Raw genomic sequence first — 23523 nt, forward strand, 5'->3', positions numbered from 1 at the left:
ATGCCGATATTAGACAGCGAACAGGAGAAGGAGAGCAACGAGCAGCGAGAAGATGCCCAGAGCTTCCGTAACGGCGAAGCCGAATACCAGACGGCCGAACTGGCTGTCGGCAGCAGAGGGGTTGCGCAGTGCGCCGGACAGGTAATCACCGAAGATACGGCCGAGTGCGAGGGACGTACCAGCCATGCCGAGGCATGCGAGACCTGCGCCGATGTACTTTGCTGCTTCCGCTTCCATGTGAGACTCCTTGAGATATTGGTTGTTGCGGCTGTTTTTGACGCCCGTTGCCGGGGCCAGCGACTTTACTTCTCAGTGACCACCATGCACGGCGTCGTTCAGGTACATGCAAGTCAGTACCGCGAAGACATAAGCCTGCAGGAAGGCAACGAGAAATTCGAGAGCGGTCATGGCGACCGTCATGATGAGAGGCAGGACTGCACCGCCGACACCGAGCGCGCCGAGCGCGCTCATGGAGGCGACGAAGCCTGCGAAAACCTTGAGCGTGATGTGGCCGGCCAGCATGTTCGCAAAAAGACGAACCGAAAGGCTGATGGGGCGCGACAGGAACGAGATCATTTCAATCGACGCCACAAGCGGCAAAAGCGCCTTGGGCACGCCCGACGGGGCGAAGATGCCGAAGAAATGCAGGCCATGCTTCCAGAAACCGTAAACCAGGACCGTGCCGATGACGAGGCAGGCAAGCGCGAAGGTGACGATAATCTGGCTGGTGACCGTGAAGAAATACGGGAACATGCCAAGAAGGTTGGCCGTCAGCACGAACATGAACAGCGAGAAGACGAAGGGGAAGAACACCATGCCCTTCTTGCCGGCGCCTTCGCGCAGCATGGAGGCGATGAATTCATAGGACATTTCAGCAACGGACTGCATGCGGGTCGGGATAAGACCGCGGTTCGACGTTGCGAAATAAAGGAAACCGGAAGCCGCAGCCACGGTCGCGACCATGAAGAGCGACGCATTGGTGAAGGAAAAATCGACGCCGCCAATTTCGATCGGAATGATCGGCTGCACCAAGAACTGATGGGTCGGATCGTTTGCCACCGGCTGCCCTCTTTACCTGTCGCCGCCTGTCGCGGCATCTCAACTGCAAGAAAAAACAGCTTAAACGCCGCCTTTTCCACCCTCGTCTCGCCTGTCCGCCTTCTCCAGCAGCGGCGGCTTGGCCACCGCGCCCGTCGAGCGCAACACATTCAATACGCCTGCGCAGAAACCGAGAAGAAGAAGAACGATCATCCCCCACGGCGTCGTGCCGGCAAAATAGTCCAGAAGATAACCCAGCATAGCGCCGACCACGATGGCCGAAATGAACTCCGATGAGAGCTTAACCGCCATCGCAAAGCCCTTCCGGCTTTCCGCAGCGTTGGTCTCCGCCCTCACTTCCGCCTCATCCTCCGCCTTCACCTTGGCCAACTCGTCAGCAAGGCGCTTGCGGCGCTCGTCCAGACTATCGTCACGGTTGCCAGTCATCTTAAAATCCCACCCATTTTCTCCATTCCAGCCATGCCAGAACCCTTTGGAGTTGTAAACGGTGACGGATTAAGCCTGTTCCAGCCCGCTCTGAAGTCGCGCGCAACATAGTTTTAGGGGCTTCTCTAGTCAAGGCACTGGTGACGGATGTTGCAGCACAAATTAATCGTGAAAAAACAACAGCTTGACCTCAAATCGCCGTTTGACCGCGATGTTTCGCAAAGGAATCGGCATTTTTGACACGCAAAATGCGACAAATCGACGGTGGTATCAGCTCCAGCCGCCACCATAGGTACGGTAAAAGACGTGCAATCCGATTCTGCCGACCTTCTTCATCGTGCGGCCCCAGGCGGGACGCACATAAACGGCGTGATAATGGGTTGCCGAACCCACTTCCTTCATCCAGATTTTGCCGGCGGTGGTGGCCATGGCCACTTCGCGCGCCATTTTCCAGTGGCGTTCGGAATTCACGCGGTCCTTGATATTGTCGCAGGCGAAGGAAAACTGGCAGCGGTTACGCCAGTCCTTGTTCTGATAGACGACGCCGCAGATGGTTTTCGGATAGGCGGGATTGCGCACGCGGTTAAGAATGACCTGCGCCACCGCCGCCTGTCCCTTCACCGATTCTCCGCGCGCCTCGAAATAGATGCCGGAGGCAAGGCATTGCTGTTCGGCTGCGGAAAACACGGTGGCGGGCAGCGGGGTGGCTGCCCAGGCGTGGTCATCCTCGTCGATCTGCGGCACGAAACGGCCAGCCTCGGGCTTTTTGAGAATGGCGTCGAAGGGCGACTCGCGGGCAAAATCCGGTTCGGCCGGCGCATAGGCCGTGGCGAGAATATCCGGCGTGCGATTGGTGATGAGCTCCGCCAGCATTGGCGAGACGCTTCTGTCCGCCTTTTTTTCCTCGCGGCGGAAATAGAAGGAGGCGAGTTCCACGTCCTTGCCGCGCTTCGGCTTGACGAAAGCGGTGCGGTCCTTGCGCTTCAGCGGCTCGATATCCAGCATGCTGGTGCGCTGCAGGACGGAACCGGCGGTGAAGGCCTTGGGCGGCTGCATGATTTCTGTGGCGACGATGCGGCCCTTCTTGGCGGCGCGGTTGACGCGCTCGCTGTCGGGCGTCGTTGCCTCGCCCTTCTTGTTGGTGACGAAGGCGACCTTGCTGCCATTGGGCAGGGTCATGCCGCCGCCTTGCAGCGCCGCCTCCCCTGCCGCATCGTTAAAGGTGAGCGAGGCATTGTGCACCGAGCCCGCCGGAGAGGCCGTCAGCACCATGCGCCATTGCTCGCCGCCCTTGTCCAGACCAGCCAGAAGCGAGGCCAGATCCGCGCGCGCAGCGAGGGAGGGAAAAACGAGCCAGGCGGCAAGGCCGAAGACGACGGGCGAGGTCCATTTTGACGCCCACCCCTGAAGGGACACGGGGGACCGACGACGCATTACTCTTTTCGAACGCAAAACCAGCACTCCGAACACCGACAACCATATTTGCTACAGGTGTTCGAGAATCTCTTATTAACCTTGATGCTTGGTTAACGCCGCGCACGGACGCGGCTTCACGTTAATGTGTAACCATCTTCTAATGCTCAGACCACGACGTGCGAGCCCAGTTCCACCACGCGGTTTGCCGGCAAGCGGAAGTAATCCGAGGGATCAGCGGCGGTTTCGGCCAGCGCGATGAACAGGCGGTTCTGCCAGCCCGGCATGCCCGATTTCGGATCCGGCACCAGCTTGCGCCGCCCGAGATAAAACGAGGTCGACATGATGTCGAACTTGTAGCCGGTGCGCCGGAGATAGCCCAGCGCCTGGGTGACGTTCTGGGTTTCCATGAAGCCGAAATGCAGTTCGACCACGGCGAAACGGTCGCTCATCTTCGTCAGCGTATAACGATCTTCGGGGTGAACGCGCGGCTGGTCTTCGGTGCGGATCGTCAGGATGACGTTCTTGTCGTGAAGGACGTGATTGTGCTTGAGATTATGCAGCAGGGCCGCCGGCGCCGTTTCCGGATCGCCGGTGAGGAAGATGGCCGTGCCGGGCACGCGCACCGGCGCATGGGCGCTTTCCTTTTCCACCGAGGCGATGAAAGCCTTCAGTGGCACATCGATGCGGCGGGTCTTGGCGAAGAGGATTCTCGAGCCGCGCTGCCAGGTGGTCATGATGACGGTGAAGGCGATTGCCAGCAGCACCGGCACATAACCGCCATCGTGAATCTTCAGGAGGTTCGCGCCGAGGAAGATCAGCTCCAGCGCCAAAAGCGGGGCCAGCACGGCAATTGCCAGCCAGACCGACCATTGCCAGCGCTTGCGCACGAATTCGAAGAACATCAGGCTGGTGACGACCATCGCGCCGGTAACCGAGATACCATAAGCGGTGGCCAGCGCATCGGAACTCTTGAAGGTGAGCACGAGAGCGACGACGCCGAACAGCAGGATGGTGTTGACGGCCGGCAGGTAAATCTGCCCGGTATTGGTTTCCGAGGTGAAGAGAATTTCCATGCGCGGCAGATAACCGAGATGGATCGCCTGACGCACCAGCGAAAACGCGCCCGTTATGACCGCCTGGCTGGCGATGATGGTGGCGGCGGTCGCCAGAATGACGGCCGGCAGGATCGCCCATTGCGGGAACATCAGATAGAAGGGATTGGACATCGCCGCCGGGTCTTTCAGCACCAGCGCGCCCTGCCCGAGATAGTTCAGCGTCAATGCCGGAAAAACCAGACAGAACCACGCCCACTGGATGGGACGGCGGCCGAAATGGCCGAGATCGGCGTAAAGCGCTTCCGCCCCGGTGATCGTCAGGAAGACCGCGCCAAGCACAACGATGCCGTAGAAGCCTTCATTGGCCAGAAACTCCACCGCATGCCATGGGTTGAAGGCAAAGAGGATGCTGAAATCATCGGCGATATGGAGGAGACCGGCCAGCCCCATGACGATGAACCAGACGGCGGTGATGGGCCCGAAGAATTTCGCCACCGTGCCCGTGCCGTGGGACTGGATGGCGAAGAGGCCGATGAGAATGCCGACGGAAATCGGGATGATGAAGGCGTCCATTTCCGGCGTGACGAGCTTCAGGCCCTCCACCGCCGAAAGCACCGAAAGCGCCGGGGTAATCATGGCATCGCCCAGAAACAGCGCCGCACCGATGAGGCCGAGCACGATGAGGACGCTGCGGTGGGTGCCCGCCGTTTTCATCAGCAGCGCCAGCAGCGACAGCGTGCCGCCTTCGCCGTCATTGTCGGCGCGCAGCAGCAGGGTAATGTATTTGAAGGTGACGATGATGGTCAAAGACCAGATCATCAGCGATGTGAGGCCGATGACTTCTTCCTGCGTCACGCCATCATAGGCAATTGGCCGCAGGGCCTCGCGGAAGGCGTAGAGCGGGCTGGTGCCGATATCGCCATAGACGACGCCGATGGAACCAAGGATCGCGGCATAAAGCCCCTTGTTCCTGTGCTCGTCATCCGCATCCGGTTTCTCGGCAAGATCCTTGTCAACGATCTGGGACATGATGATCCTGGCTCCTCAGAGCCAGCCCTTCCAACGAAAAAAGAGAAACGGGATGATGGCGGACATCAGCATGACGATGAGCGCGAGTGGGTAACCGAATGTCCAGTTCAACTCCGGCATGAGCTGAAAGTTCATTCCATAAACAGAGGCCACCAGCGTCGGCGGCAGGAACACCACCGAAGCGATGGAAAAAATCTTGATGATGCTGTTCTGCTCGATGTTGATGATACCAAGCGAGGCGTCCAGCAGGAAGGTCAGATTGCCGGAAACGAAGGAGGCATGTTCGTTCAGCGACTGGATATCGCGCCCGATCGACTTGCCCTGTTCCCTCGCCCCCTTGTCCTCGCGAGCCTGATCGCTGGTGGAGAGGAAGGTCTGGAGCCGCGCCAGCGATGCGAGGCTGACGCGGACCTTCGAGATCAGCCGGTGATAGGCGGCGATGTTGGTCAGGCGGTCTTCGAGATAGCGCGGCGCCTTGCGTTTGGAACGAGCCTGGCTGCCGAGAATGTCGGCGGCGAGATTGTCGATCCCCGTAACCGAGTTTTCGAGAATTTCCGCCGTGCGGTCGACGATGGTTTCGAGCAGCTTCAAAAGCAGCGCCGTGCCGCTGCGCATTTCGTGCGGCGCGCGGGTAATGGCGGCAATGAAAAGGTGGAACGATTTCGGCTCGGCATAACGGATTGTCACCAGACGCGTGCCAACCAGAACGAAGGCGACGTCGGTGAGGCGCGGATCATCCGAATCCGCCTTCCACACCAGAGAGGCGGTCATGAAGACATTGGCGTCTTCCATATAGAGACGACTGGAAGGCTCGATATCCTTCAGGTCTTCGCGCGTCGGCAGTTCCACGCCCAGCAGCTTTTCCACGTGCTGCTCTTCCGCCCTGTCGGGATTGACGAGATCGATCCAGACGATGTCGTCGGGAATCTGTCCGGAGCCGTCGTCTGACGACAGGCTGATCGCCTCGCAATTGGCGCGATAGGCTTTTATCAATCCGTTTCTCCGCTCCACATTGCAGGCTTCAGCCGCAATGCTGCTTAACATATCCTGTTTGCGCTCGGCAAACCCTTGGACGACACTTCAGGCAACGCCGGAACGAGCGGGATTTTCACAATCTCGCCAGCCCGATGGACCAAGAGCCAAACGGCGCAGGCGTATGCGCCCAAAGCGAGATGCAATCAAGCAATATTTTTTCTCGACAGCATTGCAGGCGAAGCATTTCTGCAGTTCAAATCCGGAAAGCCTGCCCGATACTGGCGATTAATCTTCTGTTTTCAAAGGATTATTCAAAGCGGGCAGACACCTGCCCGATTTTCCGTCCATGATTGCCGCGCTATTCGAAAACGATCTTCGGCGCCGCTTTTCTCTCGCCTGCACCGATGCGCGCCCAGACTTTTTCGGCAATATCGCGATAGATCGCGGCCTGCGGGCCATCGGGCTCGGCGGCGACGACCGGCGTTCCGGCGTCCGACATTTCGCGGATGGAGATGGTGAGCGGCACTTCGCCGAGGAAGGGCACGCCTATCCTTTCAGCCTCCGCCTTCGCGCCGCCATGGCCGAAAATATCGTAGCGCGCGCCGGTATCGGGCGCGATGAAATAGCTCATGTTCTCGATGACGCCGAGGAGAGGAACCTCCACCTTGCGGAACATGGTGATGCCCTTGCGTGCGTCGATCAGCGCCAGATCCTGCGGCGTGGAAACGATGACGGCGCCGGCGAGCGGCACCTGCTGGGCGATGGTAAGCTGCGCATCGCCCGTGCCGGGCGGCATGTCCAGCACCAGCACATCCAGTTCGCCCCAGGCCACTTCGCGCAGCATCTGCATGAGGGCGGACTGCACCATCGGCCCGCGCCAGATCATCGCGGCTTCCTCATCCACCAGAAAGCCCATGGACATGACCTTCAGCCCGTAATTTTCCATGGGAAGGATGATGCGGTCTTCCTGCTGCTGCGGGCGGCCGGAAATTTTCAGCAGTCGCGGCAACGAGGGGCCATAAATATCGGCATCGAGCATGCCGACCTTGAGGCCGAGCGCCTGAAGACCGAGCGCCAGATTGACCGCGGTCGTCGACTTGCCCACCCCGCCCTTGCCCGAGGCGACGGCGATGATGGCCCGCACACCCGGTACGCCCACCTTCGATGAGCCGGGCTGTTGGGCCGGCCGGCCGGTTGCGGCGGCGGGGCGTGCGGCGGCGGGGCGTGCGGGTGCGGGTTGCTGCTGGCCGGGCTTGCGGTCGGCCGTCAGCGCCACGACCGCGCCGACGATGCCCTCAACGCCCTTGGCCGCCTGTTCGGCGACAAGCCGCAACGGCTCCATCTCCGCAGCCTTGTCGGCCGGGACAGTGATCGAGAAATAGGCCTTCGCATCGGCGATGAAGATTTCCGAGACCATGCCGAGTGCGACGATGCTCTTGCCGCTGCCGGGATAAATTACCGCTTCCAGCGCCTTTTCCACCTGGCTCTTGCTGACCTCTGCCATATTCCTGCTCCGCTTCATCATCCGACCGGTATTGCGTGCCATCCATAGACAAGCCGGAGCGCTTCGCCAATGCCAAAGCGCGACAGTCCGGCATTCGCGACGATTTAACGCTGCGGTTTCAGATTTCGTCGTCCATCGCCAGCGTTTCCGGATCGAAAACATGGCCGTCGAAAAAACAGTCGGGGCCGAGCACCAGACCCGTGCGCGATGCGCCGACGTGAACAGGCTCGCGCAACGTGCCCTCGAGCTTCAGATTGGCACCCGGCACCGGCACGAAAAGCGGCTTCATCGCCTTGCGGAAAATATCCGGCCGGTAGGCGTTGCGGGCCGCCTCCACCATGGCGGGATCGAACCGGTAATCGGCGGAAACCTCGCCCCAGCGCAACATCTGGCTGAAGAACCACAGGGCCTGGCTCTGCCAGGGAAAATTGGCGGCCTTGGCGCTCGTCACGAAAAACTCCTGAAAACGCTGCATGTCCCGCTGCGAGGTGGAAATATAGCCTGTCAGCGCCGGCAGCAGGAATTCGCCGTTATCATCCATATATTGAGGGGCGGCGAGGATACCCGCGAGTTCCTCGATATTGGCGGCATTGGCGCACCATTCGCCAGCGCGGTAAAGGGCGCGCAGCAGCCCTTCGAGAAGGGCTGGGTTGTCCTCCGTCCACCGCTTCTTCGCGGCCAGTATCTTTTCCGGCGCATTGTGCCAGATCAACGCCCCGGTGGTGACGATCCGGCCGGCGCCGCCGAGCACCACGGCGCTGCCCGCCGGTTCGGCGGTACAGAGCGCATCGACCTTGCCGCTTTCCAGGAGCGCCGGCATCGCCTTCGGCAGGGCCTCGACGATTTCCATATCGCGGCCGAGCAGCACGCCGCAGCTTCCGAGCAGGTAACGCAGCGCATAAAACGGCGTGGAGACGATATCCTCGACCGCAAAGACCGGCGGATTTCCACCCGCCGCCCGGCGCGCGGCGCAGACACGGGCCATGGCGCGTCCAAAAGCCGCCGGGTCCGGCAGCTTCAGCCCTTCGCGGTAGAGTTCGTCATAAAATCCGTGGGAAACGGTCGTCGCCGATCCACCGAGGGAAAGCGTGAAAACGCCGACAATATCGGCCGGCAGATCGTCGAGGCCGACAGCGGATCCAACCGGAACCGGAGCGGGCAGATGTGCGACGTGAACGCCATCCTCGCCGAGCGCCGCAAGCACGGCGCGGGCGGACTGTTTTCGGAAAAGTTCGAGTTCTATGCCTTCATCGGCAGCAAAGCCTTTTTCGGCAGCGGCTATCAGCACGGCGCAATCGATAGTCGGAGAAAATCCTGCTTTTACCTTATGCCGTTCCGGCAAACGATTTCTCCTTTCCGGTGATTCGAAAAGAGGATCGCCCAGGAAGCGGTTTATCACAATGATAAAATTAAGATTTCGCTATTTTATCAGGCCGACCCGCAGCGCTTTTGCGACGGCCTGGGTGCGGTTGACCGTGTCGAGTTTTTTCGTCGCGCGGTTTAGGTAATGATTGATGGTATGTTCCGACAGCATCATGATTTCAGCGATTTCGGCGCTGGTCTTGCCGGCGGCGGTCCAGTTCAGGCAGTCGATTTCCCGCTCGCTCAGGGTTTCGGGAACCCTGAGATCGAGGCGACGGATTTCAGATAGCCGGGCAAAGACATGGCTGGAAATGTAAAAAAGCTCGGCAAGCCGGCTGGCGGGCACAGCGGTCTTGTTGCCGGAAAAGGATACCGCGCCGCGCCGCATGGTGATGTCGTGAACGGGGAACCAGACCGAATTGATCATCTCGAACCGTTCGAAAAGGTTGATCACGGTTTTTTTGGCGATTTCTCCGTCGCCCCTGACCAGAAAATCCATGGAGACGGAAAAGGGGACGGTCGATTTTTTCAACTGCGCCATCACCCGGCTGGTCTGGAGCATGCCCTCTTCATCGTAACGCTGCAGAAGCTCGGCCGGCCAGCTGGTGATGATCGTATATTGCGACAGTTCGCTCGCCACTTCCGAAGACAGGTCGAGCACCATGAAAGCCCTGAATTCCCAGGCCTCCGTCAGCCGTTTCAGAAACCGGAATATATCGAATTGCGTGTTGAGATCGGCGATCTCGCGAACGCAATCAACACCAATCGACTGAACGGCGGCCGTCTCTGTTTTCTGCATCAAAGCTGTTCTTCGAGAATGAGAAAATGCCGCCGCAAAGGCCCGCCCTTGCCCGGAAATTGTTGCGGATGTTACTCACCAAAACGATTCATGCAAACAAAAGTTGAAAACTTAATTCAGAATAGTCGAAAATAATATCGAACGCATCCGAATGGGTGCATGGCGGCCGTTCTGCACGGGAAAATCCAGGGACTGCGCGCCCTGTTTTCTTCAACCATCCGCAACCGGGGATAATCTGCAGGCAAGATCGTCGGAAATCCTGTCGGCGGTCTCGCGCACCAGCGGCGCCCATTTGCGGAGCTGTTCCACATCCACGCGATAGGCCGGGCCGGTGACGGAAATCGCCGCGCGAAAATTGCGCCCAGGCGCCCGGACCGGCGCGGCGACACAGTGAATTCCGATCTCGTGCTCCTGAAGGTCGAACCCGTAGCCGTTGTCGCGAATGGTCGCCACCTCCGCCATCAGCGCTTCCGGCGTCGTGACGGTGCTTTCCGTGAAGCGATGAAAATCCAGTTCCCCAGCCAGCTGCGCCAGATCGTCGGCAGAGAGCAACGACAGCGCCGCCTTGCCCACCCCGGTGCAATAGGCTGGCGAGGTTTTGCCGACCTGCGAATGCATGCGTAATGTATGCCGGCCCTCCATCTTGTCGAGATAGGTGACCTGCCTGCCGTTCAGCACGGCGAGATGTACCGACTCCTGCGTCATCTCCTGCAGCGCCGCCAGATGGGGGGCCGCGACGCTGCGCAGGTCGTTGCCGCTCCAGGCTTTCGCGGCCAGTTGCAGCAACCTCAGTCCCACGGCATAGGTCTGATCGGCAGCGTGATCGACAAGGCCTTCGGCGACAAGATGGGCGAGCTGGCGGTGAACCGTGCCCCGCGGCTGGCCGCAGGCTTCGACCACATCGGTAAAGCGCATCGGTTTTTCAGCAAAGGCGATCAGCTCCAGCAGCGAAACGGCCTTGCCGAGGGTGCCCGTCTCAACTCCGGCTTTCCGTTGCGTCACCGGAACCGTATCAGGCTTTTGCCCATTGGGCTTTTTATTATCGGGCATGGCAACATCCACCATCATCTGCCTTGACATAAGCGTGACGCCAAGAGAATAATTCCATTTAGTAAAATCTAGTTCCAAATAATGGAACAATCAAGCCTTTCATGGACGAGATGACGCCGATGACGCAAGCCCAATTTCCGGACCTCAAGGATGCGGGCGTGCTCGTCACCGGCGGCGGTTCGGGCATCGGGGCATCGCTGGTGGAAGCCCTTGCGATGCAGGGCGCGAAGGTCTCGTTCATCGACATTGCCGAAGAGCCGAGCGTGACGCTCGTCAAGCGGCTTGCAACGACGGCGCCGCATCCGGTCCACTTCTTCAAGACCGACCTTCGCGATATTGCGGCGATCGGAAAGACGGTGGCGGCTGCGGCCTCCGCCACCGGCGGCATCAAGGTACTGGTCAACAACGCCGCCTGGGACGACCGCCACGACATAGATACGGTGACGGAAGCCTATTGGGACGCCAATCAGGCGGTCAATCTCAAGCAGATCTTCTTCACGGTTCAGGCATCCCTGCCCTATCTGCGGCAGGCGAAAGATGCGTCCATCGTCAATTTCTCGTCCATCTCGTTTCTGCTCAACATGGGCGAGCTGCCCTCCTATGCGGCGGCCAAGGCCGGCATCATCGGGCTGACGAAAAGCCTTGCCGGACGGCTGGGGCCGGAAAATATCCGCGTCAACACGCTGCTGCCCGGCATGATCGTGACGGAGCGGCAGAAGGAACTATGGCTGACGGATGAGGGCATTGCCGCCACCACCGCGCGGCAATGTCTGAAGCGCACGCTCGTCGCCGCCGATCTGGCGGGGCCGTGCCTGTTTCTCGCATCATCGGCATCGAGCGCCATTACGGCGCAATCCATAATCGTAGACGGAGGCCTCCTATAATGTCTGAACCCGCTTTCATCGCCGTCGACTGGGGTACGACCAGTTTCCGGCTCTGGCTCATGAGCCGATCGGGCGCGGTGCTGGCGGAACGCAGAAGCACGGAAGGCATGACCACCGCCATGCGGACCGGTTTCGCCGATGTGCTGCAATCGCATCTCGACGCCATCGGCGCGCCGGAAGGTTTGCCGGTTCTCGTCTGCGGCATGGCAGGCGCGCGGCAGGGTTGGGTCGAGGCGGGTTATATCGACGTGCCGGCATCGCTTTCGGCGGTTCTCGACGGCGCGGTTCGCGTGCCGGGCCAGGTGCGGGATGTGCGGATTCTGCCGGGGCTGGCGCAGCGGGATCAAAACGCGCCCGACGTGATGCGCGGCGAGGAAACGCAGTTGCTCGGCGCTCTCGCCTCCTCGGACGCCGGTGAAAAGCTCGTCTGCATGCCCGGCACCCATTCCAAATGGGTGACCGTGAAGGATGGCGGCGTGACCGGCTTTGCCACTTTCATGACCGGCGAACTCTTCGAAGTCGTCTCGAAACAGACGATCCTTTCCCATGCGGTGGCCGAGGCCGAAGCCTTTACCGGCGAACATGCGGCTTTTACGGCGGCGGTGCGCGACATCTATGCCAATCCGCAGCTTGCGACCAATCGCTTTTTCACCCTTCGCTCCGGCCAATTGCTGCACGGCCTCACCGCCACCGACGCCAAGGCCAAGCTTTCCGGCATCATGATCGGGCTGGAAATCGCCGGTGCGCATTCCACCGCCCGGCGCGAGACGCCGGTGGTGCTGATCGGTTCGGGTGCGCTCGGCGCGCTTTACGAAGGCGCCTTCACCGCCCTTGATATCCACTATACGGTCATCGATGCAGACGAGGCCGTGCGGCGCGGATTGCTGGCCGCTGCAAACGCCATCTGGCCATAAGAAGAAAGATCGACCATGCGTATTCCCTTCCCTTCCATCAAATATCCGCTGATCGCCATCCTGCGCGGTCTCAAACCCGAGGAAACCGAAGGCGTCGTCGGCGCGCTGATCGAAACCGGCTTCCGCGCCATTGAAATTCCGCTCAATTCGCCCGATCCGTTCCGTTCCATCGAGATCGCCGCGAAGATGGCGCCCGCCGATTGCCTGATCGGCGCGGGCACCGTGCTCAGCGTGGAAGACGTGGCCTCGCTGGATGCGGCCGGCGGCAAGCTGATGGTGAGCCCCAATGCCGATGCCGATGTGATCGTCGCCGCGCGCGTCAAGGGCATGGTGACGATGCCGGGTGTTCTGACCCCCACCGAGGCGCTGGTGGCCGCGAAGGCCGGCGCGACGGGGCTGAAATTCTTCCCCGCCAGCATCATCGGCCCCGCCGGCATCAATGCGATCCGGACGATCCTGCCGAAGGATCTGGTGATCGCCGCCGTCGGCGGCGTCTCGGACAAGAATTTCGCTGAATATACCTCGGCCGGTATCGTGGCTTTCGGGCTTGGCACCAGCCTTTACAAGCCGGGCATGACGGCGGCGGAGGTGCGCGAACGCGCCACTGTCACACTTTCAGCCTATGATGCAGCCATCGGAGGATAAGAGCTTGGCGACTGTTTTTCCCTTTGCCGGACGTGTTCTGGACGAGACGCCGATGCTGCTCGGCGAAGGCCCGACCTTCGACCCTGCGACCGGCACCGCCTGGTGGTTCAATATTCTTGAGCGGGAACTGCATGAGCTGCATCTCGCCTCCGGCCGCAAGACCGTGCACGCTTTGCCCTTCATGGGTAGTGCGCTCGCCAAGGTCAGCGACAGCAAGCAGCTGATCGCCTCCGATGACGGGCTTTTCCTGCGCGACACGGCAACCGGTGTGCTGACGCTGCATGCGGAGCTGGAAAAGGACTTGCCCGGCAACCGCTCCAATGACGGGCGCATGCACCCCTCCGGCGCGTTGTGGATCGGCACCATGGGCCGTAAGGCGGAGACCGGCGCGGGCAGCATCTATCATGTCGCGAAGGGCACCGTGACGAAGCTGTTTGCCGAGATCAGCATTCCGAATTCGATCTGCTTCTCGCCCGATGGCGCGACGGGATATTACGTCGATACCAAGGTGAACAAGCTGATGCGGGTACCGCTCGATGCCGACACCGGCCTTCCCGCAGGCAAGGCTGAAGTCTTCATCGATTCCACCGGTATCAAAGGCGGCATCGACGGGTCGGTCTGCGATGCCGAAGGGCATATCTGGAACGCCCGCTGGGGCGTAGGCGCTGTGGATTGTTACGATACGGACGGCAATCACATCGCCCGATATGAGGTGCCCGGCGGACAGACGACCTGCCCCGCCTTCATCGGCCCCGACGCATCGCGCCTTCTCGTCACCTCGGCGCGCGAACATCTCGATGATGACGCCATTGCCGCCAATCCGCAGCATGGGTTGACGTTCGAGCTGGGGGTCGAGGTGAAGGGCCGGTTCGAGCCGCTTTATCGGTTGTGAAGCGCGGCGTAGGCCGCCCGCAACAAAACGCGGAGCGCCTTCTGGCAAGGGCTGCTCCCGAAACGACCTCCCTCATTCCTGTGCTTGTCACAGGAATCTAGCCAGCCCAAGTCCTTGGGCTGGAAGGAGTCGTTTCGCCGCGCAGACGCGCGTCGGCTGGATTCCTGTGACAAGCACAGGAATGAGGGGGGCGGGGATGCGCCGGCGCGCACAAGCTTGGCTGAGATAGTGTTTTCTCCAACAAGCGTCACGACCAAGCCGTACCGCCTCACGAAATATCCGACAATATCTCGCGGTAATTCTCGTGCAGATACCGCTGGGTCGCGGCGGCATCGGCGGGGCGGCCGTAGAAATAGCCCTGCCCCATGGCGCAGCCGAGCGCGCGCAGCTTTTCTTCTTCCGCCCGTTCTTCTATCCCTTCGGCCACGACTTCGAGATCGAGCCCTTCGCACATGGCGACGATGGCCTTGATGATATGTTCGGAAGGGCGGTCGCTGCTGATGCGCGAGACGAAGGCGCGGTCGATCTTCACCTTGTCGAAGGTGAAATCGCGCAGGCGGCCGAGGCTCGACTGGCCGGTGCCGAAATCATCCAGAGAAATGCGAACGCCGGCGCTCTGCAACTCGCTGATGATGCGCTGGGCGGTATCGGCGGATGTCATCACAGCCGTTTCGGTGATTTCAAGCTCCAGCCGGTGCGGATCGAGGCCGACACGCGAGAGGATGGAGAGAATATTGTCCGCCGTGCTGGGGTCCATCAATTGTGCGGAAGAGAGGTTGAAGGACAGGAAGAGTTCACGCGGCCAGAACAGGGCTGCCTCCGCCGCCTTTCGGAGCAAAGCTTCCGACAGCGCATCGATGAAACCGCGCTCTTCGGCAAGCGGCACGAAAACGGCGGGCGATACGAAACCGAGGTCCGGATCGTTCCAGCGGGCGAGCGCCTCGAAACCGATGACTTTCGCCTCTTCCAGCCTGACGATGGGCTGGAAATGCACGTCGATGGCATCGGTGATGATGGCGTTTCTGAGCGCCTGTTCCAGTTGCGTGGCGCGCTTCATCTCCTGCGCGATCTCGCGCGAATAGACCGTGATCTGGCCGCGGCCACGTCTCTTGGAGCGATAGAGCGCCGTCTCGGCGCTTTTAAGCAAATCCTCGAATTCATCGCCGGCGAAGGGATAGATGGCAAAACCGAAGGAGGAGGACAGGCGAACGTTACGGTCGCCGAGATCGTAAGGGGCCGAAAGCACGTCCTTGATCATGTTGCCGATGCGCTCGGCACCGGTGCGCTCGAACACCAGCGGCAGCACAAAGGCGAATTCGTCGCCGTCATGGCGCGTCACGACCGCGCCATCGGGGATGCAGGCCTTCAGCCGGTGCGCGACCTGACACAGGATTTCATCGCCCGCCTGCACACCGAACAGATCGTTGATGGGTTTGAAGCCATCTATATTGGCGATGCCGACCGTGAAAGGCGCCGGATCGCTGGAGCGCTCGCTGGCAAGCATGCGAATCTTGTCCCGCAGACGGTAGCGGTTGCCGAGCCCCGTCAGCGGGTCGCTGTAGGCCATCGCCTGCAGCTCGTTCTTGCTGACCTGCAACGTTTGCGGCTCTGCCCGTTTCATTCCTGCATCTCGTGAATCCTGTGTCGACCGCGCTCACAATGCAGGGCAAGTATTAAAAAAGCCATAGCCTCCCGACAAAGGCGATTTCAGGCCTGTAGCCGCAGGACATCCTTGCCGAAAAGCCGCAGGAAAACCGCCTCGACCATATCCGGGCTGACGGGCTTCAGCAGCATGTCATCCATGCCCGACGCCCGGCATTTGTCGAGATCGCCCTCGAAAGCGTGGGTGATGACGCCGACGATGGGAATGTGCTTGTCACCGCAAAGGCTGCGCATGCGGCGCGCGACTTCGAAGCCGTCGATATCGCCCAGCGTCGTGTCGAGCAGGACGGCTGAAGGCGGCTGTTCGGCAAAGAGACGCAGGGCTTCCTCGCCCGAGGTGGCGAGCCGCCAGGAAAGCCCGAGGCCCTCGAGTATCTGCGAAAAGACGATCTGGTTGACCCTGTTATCCTCGACAAGAAGTATATCGCAGACGCCGCCGGTCTTGAGGATTTCAGGCAGGTCCTCCGTCATGATCTCCCAGTCCTCGTCGGCGGCTTTCTCCTTCGGGGATGATTGCAGCCCGGCCGCAAGATAATGCAGCAGCGAAGCGTCTATCTCCTCTTCCTCGATGGTGACGACGGGCAGATCATGCGCGGCGGCAATATCGAGGCAGGCGACGCTCATCTGGGCGTCGACAACGACCACATCGATGCTCACGCCGGCGGAAGTCGCGACATCGATGAAGGCACGCTGCTCGTCCTCGCTCGTCACCGCGGCATGGTCCATGCCGCCCGCCGTCAGCCGGCGACCGGCGGCTTGCGCAAAGCGTCCGTTTTCAGAGACGATCAGCACCGCCTTGCTCTTTAAAACCCCGCCGCGCTTTTCCGTTTCCTCATCCCTGCCGTAAGTGGAGGCGACGAAAGGGACATGTTCCAGCGAGGGAATGACGGGCATGCCGTTGGCATCGAGGGTCGCGAGAGCGGTCACGTCCTCCATCGTCGTTACCAGGAAATATCGGCCGGGCCTGCCCACACGTTGCTTGCGGGTGATGGTCAGCACCTCTTCGCCGTTCAGCCGCCGCACCCTTTCGGGGATGACGCTCGGCGTGCCGCTATCCAGCACCATGCGATCGGCAATATCGATCCGTCCGGCGACCTTGCGCGAGTGGAGATCGAAAACGGTGCGGCCGAGAATGCTCTCGGGGCTGGTTTCGACCAAGGCGCAGGCGGATTTGTTGACGGCGGCATAGGCCATGTTCCGGTCCTTGACGAAGACGGGAAACGGCAGATTGTCGAGAATATCCTCGATGAGCTGCACGCGCTCGAGGTCGATGCGCCATTGCTCTTCGCGTTTCTTCTGTTCGGAAATATCGGCAACCACGCTGATGCCGAGGCCGGACGGCAGGCGGTTCATGACGAAGCGCAGGAAACGTTCTCCCTTCAGCCGTTCGGTTTTTTCCGATCTTTCCTTCCAGTGCAGCGCCAGCCGCTCGCCGATCCATTCCTCCCGGCCGAGCGGGCGGGCATTGGCGGAGAGGCTTTCCGCCTCGAGCAGATAACAATCGTAAAGCGCGCTCAGATAGTCGCGCAGCCGCGCACCCGGGCCGATGACGGCCTCTTCCAGCGGAAAAAAGCTCAAGAGTTTCCGGCTTGCGAAAATAATGTGATCGTTCCGGTCGTAAACGACGATCGCCGCGCCAAGCGCGTCGCAAAGGGCATCAAGCATCACCGTATGAACGCCCGCGCCAGAGGACGCCAAATCACTCAACTGCAAACTCCCGCCTGTTTTTCAGGGGTCAGGCTTATGTTTCTAGTGGAATCGTCCAGGGCAGATGCCGGGATGAAACGAAAAATTCCGAAAAAGAGACATCAGGGTTTGCAACTTGAAGCAGTCTTGAGGGGAAGATGACGCTCACCCATAGTCGACGTCACACACCGCCCGGCGAAGGCGGCCCCGTTCCTGCGATCATTTCAAGCCGCCTCACCATAATCAAGGCCGATTAAAGGCGGATTAACGCTTAACGCCATGTTGACGGAAATGATCGAATGCCGGACAGGCCGCAAAACATGTGCAAATTTCCGCAGTTCGAGTTTTTTGCTTTCGAAGCCACGGCGAATCCGCGAAAATGACGATCATGGCCATCAAGCAGCTTTCAGAAACCCTCATTAACCAGATCGCCGCCGGCGAGGTCATCGAAAGACCTTCCAGCGCCACGAAGGAACTGGTGGAAAACGCCATCGATGCGGGCGCGACCCGGATCGAGATCGCCACGGCGGGCGGCGGCAAGGGGCTGGTGCGGATCACCGACAACGGCTGTGGCATGTCGCCTGCCGATCTGGAGCTTGCGGTCCGGCGTCACTGCACCTCGAAAATTTCCGATACGCTGGACGATATCCGCACGCTCGGGTTTCGCGGCGAGGCGCTGCCCTCCATCGGCTCCGTCGCCAAGCTGACAATCACCAGCCGCCAACAGGGTGCGGAACAGGGCTCGGTGATTTCCGTTACCGGCGGCAAGGTGTCCGATGTGCGGCCCGCCGCCTCGAATGCCGGCACCATCGTCGAGGTGCGCGACCTGTTCTTCGCCACGCCGGCGCGGCTGAAATTCCTGAAAACGGAACGCGCCGAGGCGGCCGCCATCACCGAGGTGGTCAAACGGATGGCGATCGCCTTTCCGCATATCCGTTTCGTACTTTCCGGCACCGACCGCTCGACGCTCGAAATCCCTTCGACGGGCGACGATCATCTCGCCCGCATGGCGCAAATCCTCGGTGCCGAGTTCAAGGACAACGCCATAGAGATCGATGCCGGGCGCGAGGATGTGACGCTGACCGGTTTTGCCGGTGTGCCGACCTTCAATCGCGGCAACTCGGCGCATCAATATGTTTTCGTCAACGGCCGCCCGGTGCAGGACAAGCTGCTTTTATCCGCCATTCGCGGCGCCTATGCCGAAACCGTGCCGCATGGGCGATATCCGGTCGCGGTGCTATCCATCACGCTCGATCCCGCCTTTGTGGACGTGAATGTGCACCCGGCAAAATCCGACGTGCGTTTCCGCGATCCCGGCCTCATTCGCGGGCTGATCGTCGGCGCAATCCGGCAGGCGCTGACGCGTGACGGCGACAGGGCCGCAACGACGGGTGCGAGCCAGATGATGAACGCCTTTCGCCCCGGCTACAGCCCGTCCGGCCTCCGGCCCTCGACTTTCATGGCAGCCGCCGCGCCATGGTCCGCCGCCACCTCGCCCTCGCGGCCGCTTGCGGTTTCAGGGGACATGCAATTTGCGGAGGCCGTGCAGTCACGCTTTTCCGACATCACCATGCCGACGGCGCGGGCCGAGCCTCGGGACACTTACGAGACCGCCGCAAGCCCCCCGCCGGAACCTGTGCTTTATCCGCTCGGAGCCGCGCGGGCGCAGCTCCACGAGAACTACATCATCGCGCAGACGGAAAACGGCCTCGTCATCGTCGACCAGCATGCCGCGCATGAGCGGCTGGTGTTCGAACAGATGCGCAATGCGCTGCATTCCAGGCGGCCGCCTTCGCAGGTGCTGCTCATCCCCGAAATCATCGATCTGCCGGAAGAGGATTGCGACCGGCTGATGGATCATGCCGCCGGTTTCGATGCGCTGGGGCTCGTCATCGAGCGTTTCGGGCCGGGCGCGGTCGCCGTTCGCGAAACGCCGGCCATGCTGGGCGAGGTCAATGTGCAGGGGCTGGTGCGCCAGCTTGCCGACGAGATTGCCGAATGGGACGCGGCCTCCACGCTTGCCAACAAGCTGGAATATGTCGCGGCCACCATGGCCTGCCACGGCTCCGTGCGTTCCGGCCGGCGCATGCGGCCGGAGGAGATGAACGCGCTTCTACGGCAGATGGAAAACACACCGGGTTCCGGCCAGTGCAATCACGGCCGTCCGACCTATATCGAACTGAAACTTTCCGATATAGAACGGCTCTTCGGCCGTAGCTGACGCCGCAAGCAGGCGGGGCTGGCCTTGCGCCGCGCCGGGCTATATAAATTTGAGATACTGGAGCACCCAATTGTTCAGGAAAACGCTGCGCCGTTTCGGACTGGGTGCCCTGACGGGACAGAGCAGGAGACGAAAACGGATGAACAGATTTGAAGGAGGCGGCAACCGCCTCGCCGTCATCGAATATCTCGACGGTGACTTCCGCATCGTCCAGACCGGCTCGCACGTCATCTGCGCCATCACCGGCAAAAGCATTCCGCTCGATGAACTGCGCTACTGGAGCGTGGCGCGGCAGGAGGCCTATGTGGATGCGGCGGCTTCGCTGGAAGCCGAAAAGAAGGCTGGCAATTTGCCGGCGTGAGTTGGGAAGCGGCGCGTTGACGCGTTTCCATCTTAAGCGGCTTTCTCAGGAGCAGTTGCAGAGGTGGCTGACACCCTCACTCGACGTCATCCTCGGCCTTGTGCCGAGGATCTGCTGATGTCTCATAAATCGATAGGTTGCAGATGCTCGGGACAGGCCCGAGCATGACGGAGGAGAGGTTTCCGGACCTTGCCGACAACCTCTAAAGCAACGTCCGCGCATTGTCCCGCAGCAGGCGCGTGCGGCAGTTCCTCACCGCCGTATCGATGATCGTCGTGGCCGCGTTGGGGTCGTCGAACACCATGTCGATTTCGATCACCAAGCTGTTCCACAGCAATTCTTCCGCCCTGCCGTGGTGCCCGTTAAGCCGCACGGCGTCCTTGGCCGTCGTCACCAGTTGCAGGTTCTCCTTGCCGGCGTCCTGCAGAAGATCGGCGATCTCGTCGTCGCTGAAGTGGTGATGATCCGGGAAAGAGCGCTGCAGCACGATGTCGCCGCCGAGCGCCTCGACGGTTCGATAGAACTTGGCCGGGTCGGCGATGCCCGCATAGGCCAGCACGCGCCTTCCCCTGAAATCCTGTGGCTCCTGCGGCGTGATCGCCGCCACAAAGACGGGTTTGGCAGCCTTTGCCGCCTGCCGGACCAGGGCATCGGCCGCATGGCCATTGCCGACCTTCAGGAGCCCGGTCATATGCCGCATCTGTTCGGCAAGCGGCGCCCTCACCGGGCCACCCGGCACGAGATGGCCATTGCCGATGCCGCGCATCGTATCGATGACGACAAGCGCATAATCCAGCGTCAGGCGTGCGCTCTGGAAACCGTCATCCATGATGATGAGATCGACGCCTTCCTTCACCAGCCGGTGTGCGCCTTCCACGCGCTTGCGGGAAATGACCGTGACCGCCTCCCGCGCCAGGAGCAACGGCTCATCGCCGACATCGGCCGAGCGGTGCTGTCCGGGATCGACAAGGGTGGTGACGTCGAGCGTGCCGCCGTAACCGCGGCTGAGAAATCCGGGTCTCAGGCCCTTTGCGACGGCGGCTCTCGCAATTGCCATCGCCGTCGGTGTCTTGCCGGCGCCGCCCACGGTGAAGTTGCCGATGCAGATGACCGGAACGGCAACGCTCGCCCTCTTCGCCGTTCGCATTCGCCGGCCGGCGATCTTGCCGTAAAGAAGCGAGAAAGGAGACAGGAGCCACGCCTGCCATCCCGCTTTCTGCCACCAGAACGGCGGCGCTTCAGAAACCATCTATTCCCGCTCCCGGCCGCGTCGCCCACGGCATTCCGTTCGCCCGTCACATGTCAGGAGGTTGTTTGCCAGAAAAAACCGTAAATTGCAAAAATGGAATAAACGGGTTTGATGGAGCCGCACCCGGCCCGGCGGAAATTCCACCGGGTTCAGAGAGCCCGCTCCGGCAGCAGCGCTTCAAGCGCGGTAATGTCGTCGAAACAAAAATCGGCATCCGCGCCGAGGCTTTCGCGCGAGCCGGTTCCCGTCAGAACGGCGATGCGCAGACCGGCTCCGGCATTCTTCGCCATATGCAGATCGTGATTATTGTCGCCGACCACAGCCACACGCTCTGGCGGGAAGCCTATCGCCTCGCAGAAACCGAGAACCATGCCGGGCTGCGGCTTGGTGCCGTAACCGCTGTCATATCCCGCGACAAAATCGACGTCCTTTTCGAAACCGAAGCGGATGGCCGTCTGGCGGATGGAGTTTTCATTGTCGCTGGAGGCGATGCCGAGCTTGTAGCCGCGCGCCTTCAGCCTTGCGAAAAACGCCTTGAGATCGGTGACGGGTACGGATTTATCCGCCGCCTCGGTGAATAACCGGTCGAGGCGCGCCGTCAGTTCCCCGACATCGCAGGGCGAGCCGGCGGCGACGAGACCCGTGGCGATTTCCGCCGTATTGCCGGCGGCCAGAAGGCTGTCCGGCACCACATGACCGGTAACGGGGTCCATGCCGCAGGCGGAAAGAAGCCGGTCGGCAAGAACGGGATCGCCCTTGGCGGCAATCGCCGCAAGCTCGCGGTTCACCGGACCCCAGCTGGCGTCATAGCCCAGAAGCGTGCCGTCCTTGTCGAAAAGGACTGCGGCGATCGATTGCGCCGCGTTGAGTTCGATATCCGCTACCATGAACCGATGGCGCTCCGCGGTTGCAGCTTGGCGGAAACGGTAAGCGGATTGATATAGGGTTCCAGCGCCTTGACGGTGGAGGACAGCGCACCGCGCATATCCTGAATGACCCGGTTGCCCGCATCGATCATCTTGTAACGCTCATTGTCGTTGACCAGCAGATAATGCACCGCCTTGGCCAGCATCTCCACATCGCGGATGATGCGACCGCCGCCGGCGCGGATCAGCTTCTGATAGGCCTCGCGGAAATTCTGCACATGCGCGCCAGACAGGACGGCGCAGCCGAGCATCGCCGGTTCCAGCGGGTTCTGCCCACCTTCGGCAGTCAGGGAGCGGCCAACGAAGGCAAGCTCGGTCAGCCGCAGGTAAAGCCCCATTTCGCCGATGGAATCGCCGAGGAAAATATCGGTTTCCGGGGTGATCACGTCATTCCTGCTGCGGCGGGCGACCGAAAGATTCATGCCCTTCAGCATCGCCTCGACATCGTCGCCGCGCTCGGGATGGCGCGGCACGATGATGGTCAGTTGCCCGTTGCGCGACTTGATCGCCGCATGCACGGTGGCGGCAGCCTTCTCCTCGCCGTCGAAAGTGGAGATGGCGGCCCATGTCTTGCGATTGCCGACCTGCTTGCGGTAGCTCTCCAGCAGCGCCTCGTCGCAGGGCGGTGGGTCGGTGTCGCCCTTGAGGTTGCCGGAAATCACCACCGGCCAGGAGCCGAGATCGCGGAAGCGTTCGGCATCGACATCGGATTGCGCAACCACCAGCGCCAGCTTGGAAAACAGCGATTCAGCAATGTCATGCCGGGCTTTCCAGCGGTCGAAGGAACGGTCGGAGAGGCGCGCATTGACACGGATCTGCGGAATGTGCCGGCGTTCCAGCTCCATCATCGTCACCGGCCAGATTTCCGATTCAGCGGTGATGGCGGCATCCGGCGCCCAGTAGGTCAGGAAACGGTTGACCGCGATCTTAATATCGAGCGGCACATATTGATGGATCACATCGTCGCCCAGCCGCGTGCGGGTCAGTTCGGCCGAGGTGACGGTGCCGGTGGTCAAAAGCACGAAGATATCGCGCTTGCGGATTTCGCGGATCAGCGGAATAAGCGCCAGCGTTTCACCCACGCTTGCGGCATGGAACCAGACCAGCGGCCCGCGCGGGCGCTCGGCGCTCGCATAACCGAAACGCTCAAGCCGACGGCGCTTGTCTTCCTTGCCCTTTGCCGCCCGATAGGAAAGATAGGGCTTCGCGAACGGGTAAGCGGCGATACCGGCAATGCGGTAACCGGAAAGAGCGAAACGTGCGATACGGCTGCTCATGACATTCTGCCCTTGATCATTCCGCGCAATGCCCTTCCCCTGTTTTTGGTTGTTATCGCCGCCTACTTCTTCTCAAATTGCGTCATTTTTTGTCATCGGAAACGAAAGCGCGATCACATTTTCTCGCCGCG

20 protein-coding genes and 1 pseudogene are annotated in these 23523 nt (G+C 61.0%); 6 read left to right on the forward strand and 15 right to left on the reverse strand.

The features are described from left to right. Positions 1-9: 9 nt before the first annotated feature. From EM858_RS07170 to EM858_RS07215, 10 genes and pseudogenes are all read right to left on the reverse strand, one after another. Positions 10-237, reverse strand: coding sequence for a F0F1 ATP synthase subunit C (locus EM858_RS07170; protein ID WP_003494147.1), 228 nt, complete (start codon positions 235-237; stop codon positions 10-12). Positions 238-309: 72 nt separating this feature from the next. Further along, entirely contained in the window at positions 310-1059 is a 750-nt protein-coding gene (locus tag EM858_RS07175; RefSeq protein WP_003521045.1) for a F0F1 ATP synthase subunit A, read from the reverse strand. A gap of 60 nt (positions 1060-1119) precedes the next feature. Further along, positions 1120-1485 carry an AtpZ/AtpI family protein gene (locus EM858_RS07180; RefSeq protein ID WP_035261818.1) on the reverse strand — a complete coding sequence of 122 codons (366 nt, stop codon included), beginning with the start codon at positions 1483-1485 and terminating at the stop codon, positions 1120-1122. A 270-nt stretch (positions 1486-1755) separates the two neighbouring features. Beyond that, entirely contained in the window at positions 1756-2919 is a 1164-nt protein-coding gene (locus EM858_RS07185) for a cell wall hydrolase (RefSeq protein WP_164865346.1), read from the reverse strand. Between the two features lie 146 nt (positions 2920-3065). Continuing rightward, positions 3066-4901 (reverse strand): annotated as a pseudogene (locus tag EM858_RS07190) (potassium transporter Kup); the annotation flags it as partial. 99 nt (positions 4902-5000) lie between these two features. Continuing rightward, the gene (locus EM858_RS07195) at positions 5001-5978 is read right to left on the reverse strand and encodes a magnesium transporter CorA family protein (protein ID WP_164865347.1); all 978 of its coding nucleotides are present in this window, start codon (positions 5976-5978) and stop codon (positions 5001-5003) included. A 340-nt stretch (positions 5979-6318) separates the two neighbouring features. After that, positions 6319-7464 carry an Mrp/NBP35 family ATP-binding protein gene (locus tag EM858_RS07200; protein WP_127756284.1) on the reverse strand — a complete coding sequence of 382 codons (1146 nt, stop codon included), beginning with the start codon at positions 7462-7464 and terminating at the stop codon, positions 6319-6321. A 118-nt stretch (positions 7465-7582) separates the two neighbouring features. Beyond that, a complete protein-coding gene (locus EM858_RS07205) occupies positions 7583-8806 on the reverse strand; it encodes a CmpA/NrtA family ABC transporter substrate-binding protein (RefSeq protein WP_127756285.1) in 1224 nt (407 codons plus the stop codon). A gap of 78 nt (positions 8807-8884) precedes the next feature. After that, positions 8885-9625, reverse strand: a complete 741-nt coding sequence (locus EM858_RS07210) for an autoinducer binding domain-containing protein (RefSeq protein WP_080817594.1) — start codon at positions 9623-9625, stop codon at positions 8885-8887. Between the two features lie 210 nt (positions 9626-9835). Further along, positions 9836-10705, reverse strand: coding sequence for an IclR family transcriptional regulator (locus EM858_RS07215; RefSeq protein ID WP_164865348.1), 870 nt, complete (start codon positions 10703-10705; stop codon positions 9836-9838). A 71-nt stretch (positions 10706-10776) separates the two neighbouring features. On the opposite strand from EM858_RS07215, the gene EM858_RS07220 reads away from it, so the two are divergent. Genes EM858_RS07220 through EM858_RS07235 form a run of 4 tightly spaced genes read left to right on the forward strand, consistent with a single transcriptional unit; the run spans position 10777 to position 14010 of the window. Further along, the gene (locus tag EM858_RS07220; RefSeq protein WP_164865349.1) at positions 10777-11559 is read left to right on the forward strand and encodes an SDR family oxidoreductase; all 783 of its coding nucleotides are present in this window, start codon (positions 10777-10779) and stop codon (positions 11557-11559) included. Continuing rightward, on the forward strand, positions 11559-12473 hold the full coding sequence (locus EM858_RS07225) for a 2-dehydro-3-deoxygalactonokinase (RefSeq protein ID WP_127756287.1): 915 nt from the start codon (positions 11559-11561) through the stop codon (positions 12471-12473). The genes EM858_RS07220 and EM858_RS07225 overlap by 1 nt, the downstream gene beginning before the upstream one ends. A 15-nt stretch (positions 12474-12488) precedes the next feature. Beyond that, the gene (locus EM858_RS07230) at positions 12489-13118 is read left to right on the forward strand and encodes a 2-dehydro-3-deoxy-6-phosphogalactonate aldolase (protein WP_003521032.1); all 630 of its coding nucleotides are present in this window, start codon (positions 12489-12491) and stop codon (positions 13116-13118) included. Between the two features lie 4 nt (positions 13119-13122). Then, on the forward strand, positions 13123-14010 hold the full coding sequence (locus EM858_RS07235; protein ID WP_127756288.1) for an SMP-30/gluconolactonase/LRE family protein: 888 nt from the start codon (positions 13123-13125) through the stop codon (positions 14008-14010). 268 nt (positions 14011-14278) lie between these two features. Here EM858_RS07235 and EM858_RS07240 read toward each other — a convergent pair whose 3' ends face one another. Together EM858_RS07240 and EM858_RS07245 are read right to left on the reverse strand one after the other, a co-directional pair. Then, the gene (locus EM858_RS07240; protein WP_127756289.1) at positions 14279-15631 is read right to left on the reverse strand and encodes an EAL domain-containing protein; all 1353 of its coding nucleotides are present in this window, start codon (positions 15629-15631) and stop codon (positions 14279-14281) included. An 86-nt stretch (positions 15632-15717) separates the two neighbouring features. After that, positions 15718-17337 (reverse strand): response regulator, encoded by a 1620-nt coding sequence (locus EM858_RS07245; protein ID WP_164865363.1) that lies wholly within the window; start codon positions 17335-17337, stop codon positions 15718-15720. Positions 17338-17746: 409 nt separating this feature from the next. On the opposite strand from EM858_RS07245, the gene mutL reads away from it, so the two are divergent. Further along, positions 17747-19579, forward strand: a complete 1833-nt coding sequence (gene mutL, locus EM858_RS07250) for a DNA mismatch repair endonuclease MutL (protein ID WP_080818802.1) — start codon at positions 17747-17749, stop codon at positions 19577-19579. A gap of 139 nt (positions 19580-19718) precedes the next feature. Then, on the forward strand, positions 19719-19940 hold the full coding sequence (locus EM858_RS07255; RefSeq protein ID WP_020809536.1) for a DUF2093 domain-containing protein: 222 nt from the start codon (positions 19719-19721) through the stop codon (positions 19938-19940). A gap of 202 nt (positions 19941-20142) precedes the next feature. On the opposite strand, the gene lpxK is transcribed toward EM858_RS07255, so the two are convergent. From lpxK to waaA, 3 genes are all read right to left on the reverse strand, one after another. Next, complete coding sequence (gene lpxK / locus EM858_RS07260) at positions 20143-21189, reverse strand: tetraacyldisaccharide 4'-kinase (protein ID WP_127756291.1); 1047 nt, start codon at positions 21187-21189, stop codon at positions 20143-20145. 149 nt (positions 21190-21338) lie between these two features. Then, positions 21339-22076 carry an HAD family hydrolase gene (locus EM858_RS07265; RefSeq protein ID WP_127756292.1) on the reverse strand — a complete coding sequence of 246 codons (738 nt, stop codon included), beginning with the start codon at positions 22074-22076 and terminating at the stop codon, positions 21339-21341. Next, positions 22070-23392, reverse strand: a complete 1323-nt coding sequence (waaA, locus tag EM858_RS07270; RefSeq protein WP_127756293.1) for a lipid IV(A) 3-deoxy-D-manno-octulosonic acid transferase — start codon at positions 23390-23392, stop codon at positions 22070-22072. Before waaA ends, EM858_RS07265 begins: the two co-directional genes overlap by 7 nt. Positions 23393-23523 lie beyond the last annotated feature (131 nt).

The organism is Agrobacterium sp. CNPSo 2736 (assembly GCF_004005385.1).
In the GTDB taxonomy this organism is placed as follows: Bacteria; Pseudomonadota; Alphaproteobacteria; order Rhizobiales; family Rhizobiaceae; genus Agrobacterium; species Agrobacterium leguminum.

Bases quoted from the DNA above. Each gene is read 5' to 3' on its own strand.
- EM858_RS07180 (WP_035261818.1), bottom strand. From the start codon at position 1,485: ATGACTGGCAACCGTGACGATAGTCTGGACGAGCGCCGCAAGCGCCTT.
- EM858_RS07240 (WP_127756289.1), bottom strand. From the start codon at position 15,631: ATGAAACGGGCAGAGCCGCAAACGTTGCAGGTCAGCAAGAACGAGCTG.
- mutL (WP_080818802.1), top strand. From the start codon at position 17,747: ATGGCCATCAAGCAGCTTTCAGAAACCCTCATTAACCAGATCGCCGCC.
- EM858_RS07215 (WP_164865348.1), bottom strand. From the start codon at position 10,705: ATGTCAAGGCAGATGATGGTGGATGTTGCCATGCCCGATAATAAAAAG.
- EM858_RS07245 (WP_164865363.1), bottom strand. From the start codon at position 17,337: ATGCTTGATGCCCTTTGCGACGCGCTTGGCGCGGCGATCGTCGTTTAC.
- waaA (WP_127756293.1), bottom strand. From the start codon at position 23,392: ATGAGCAGCCGTATCGCACGTTTCGCTCTTTCCGGTTACCGCATTGCC.
- EM858_RS07255 (WP_020809536.1), top strand. From the start codon at position 19,719: ATGAACAGATTTGAAGGAGGCGGCAACCGCCTCGCCGTCATCGAATAT.
- EM858_RS07230 (WP_003521032.1), top strand. From the start codon at position 12,489: ATGCGTATTCCCTTCCCTTCCATCAAATATCCGCTGATCGCCATCCTG.
- EM858_RS07200 (WP_127756284.1), bottom strand. From the start codon at position 7,464: ATGGCAGAGGTCAGCAAGAGCCAGGTGGAAAAGGCGCTGGAAGCGGTA.
- EM858_RS07220 (WP_164865349.1), top strand. From the start codon at position 10,777: ATGGACGAGATGACGCCGATGACGCAAGCCCAATTTCCGGACCTCAAG.
- EM858_RS07185 (WP_164865346.1), bottom strand. From the start codon at position 2,919: ATGCGTCGTCGGTCCCCCGTGTCCCTTCAGGGGTGGGCGTCAAAATGG.
- EM858_RS07265 (WP_127756292.1), bottom strand. From the start codon at position 22,076: ATGGTAGCGGATATCGAACTCAACGCGGCGCAATCGATCGCCGCAGTC.
- EM858_RS07225 (WP_127756287.1), top strand. From the start codon at position 11,559: ATGTCTGAACCCGCTTTCATCGCCGTCGACTGGGGTACGACCAGTTTC.
- EM858_RS07170 (WP_003494147.1), bottom strand. From the start codon at position 237: ATGGAAGCGGAAGCAGCAAAGTACATCGGCGCAGGTCTCGCATGCCTC.
- EM858_RS07210 (WP_080817594.1), bottom strand. From the start codon at position 9,625: ATGCAGAAAACAGAGACGGCCGCCGTTCAGTCGATTGGTGTTGATTGC.
- lpxK (WP_127756291.1), bottom strand. From the start codon at position 21,189: ATGGTTTCTGAAGCGCCGCCGTTCTGGTGGCAGAAAGCGGGATGGCAG.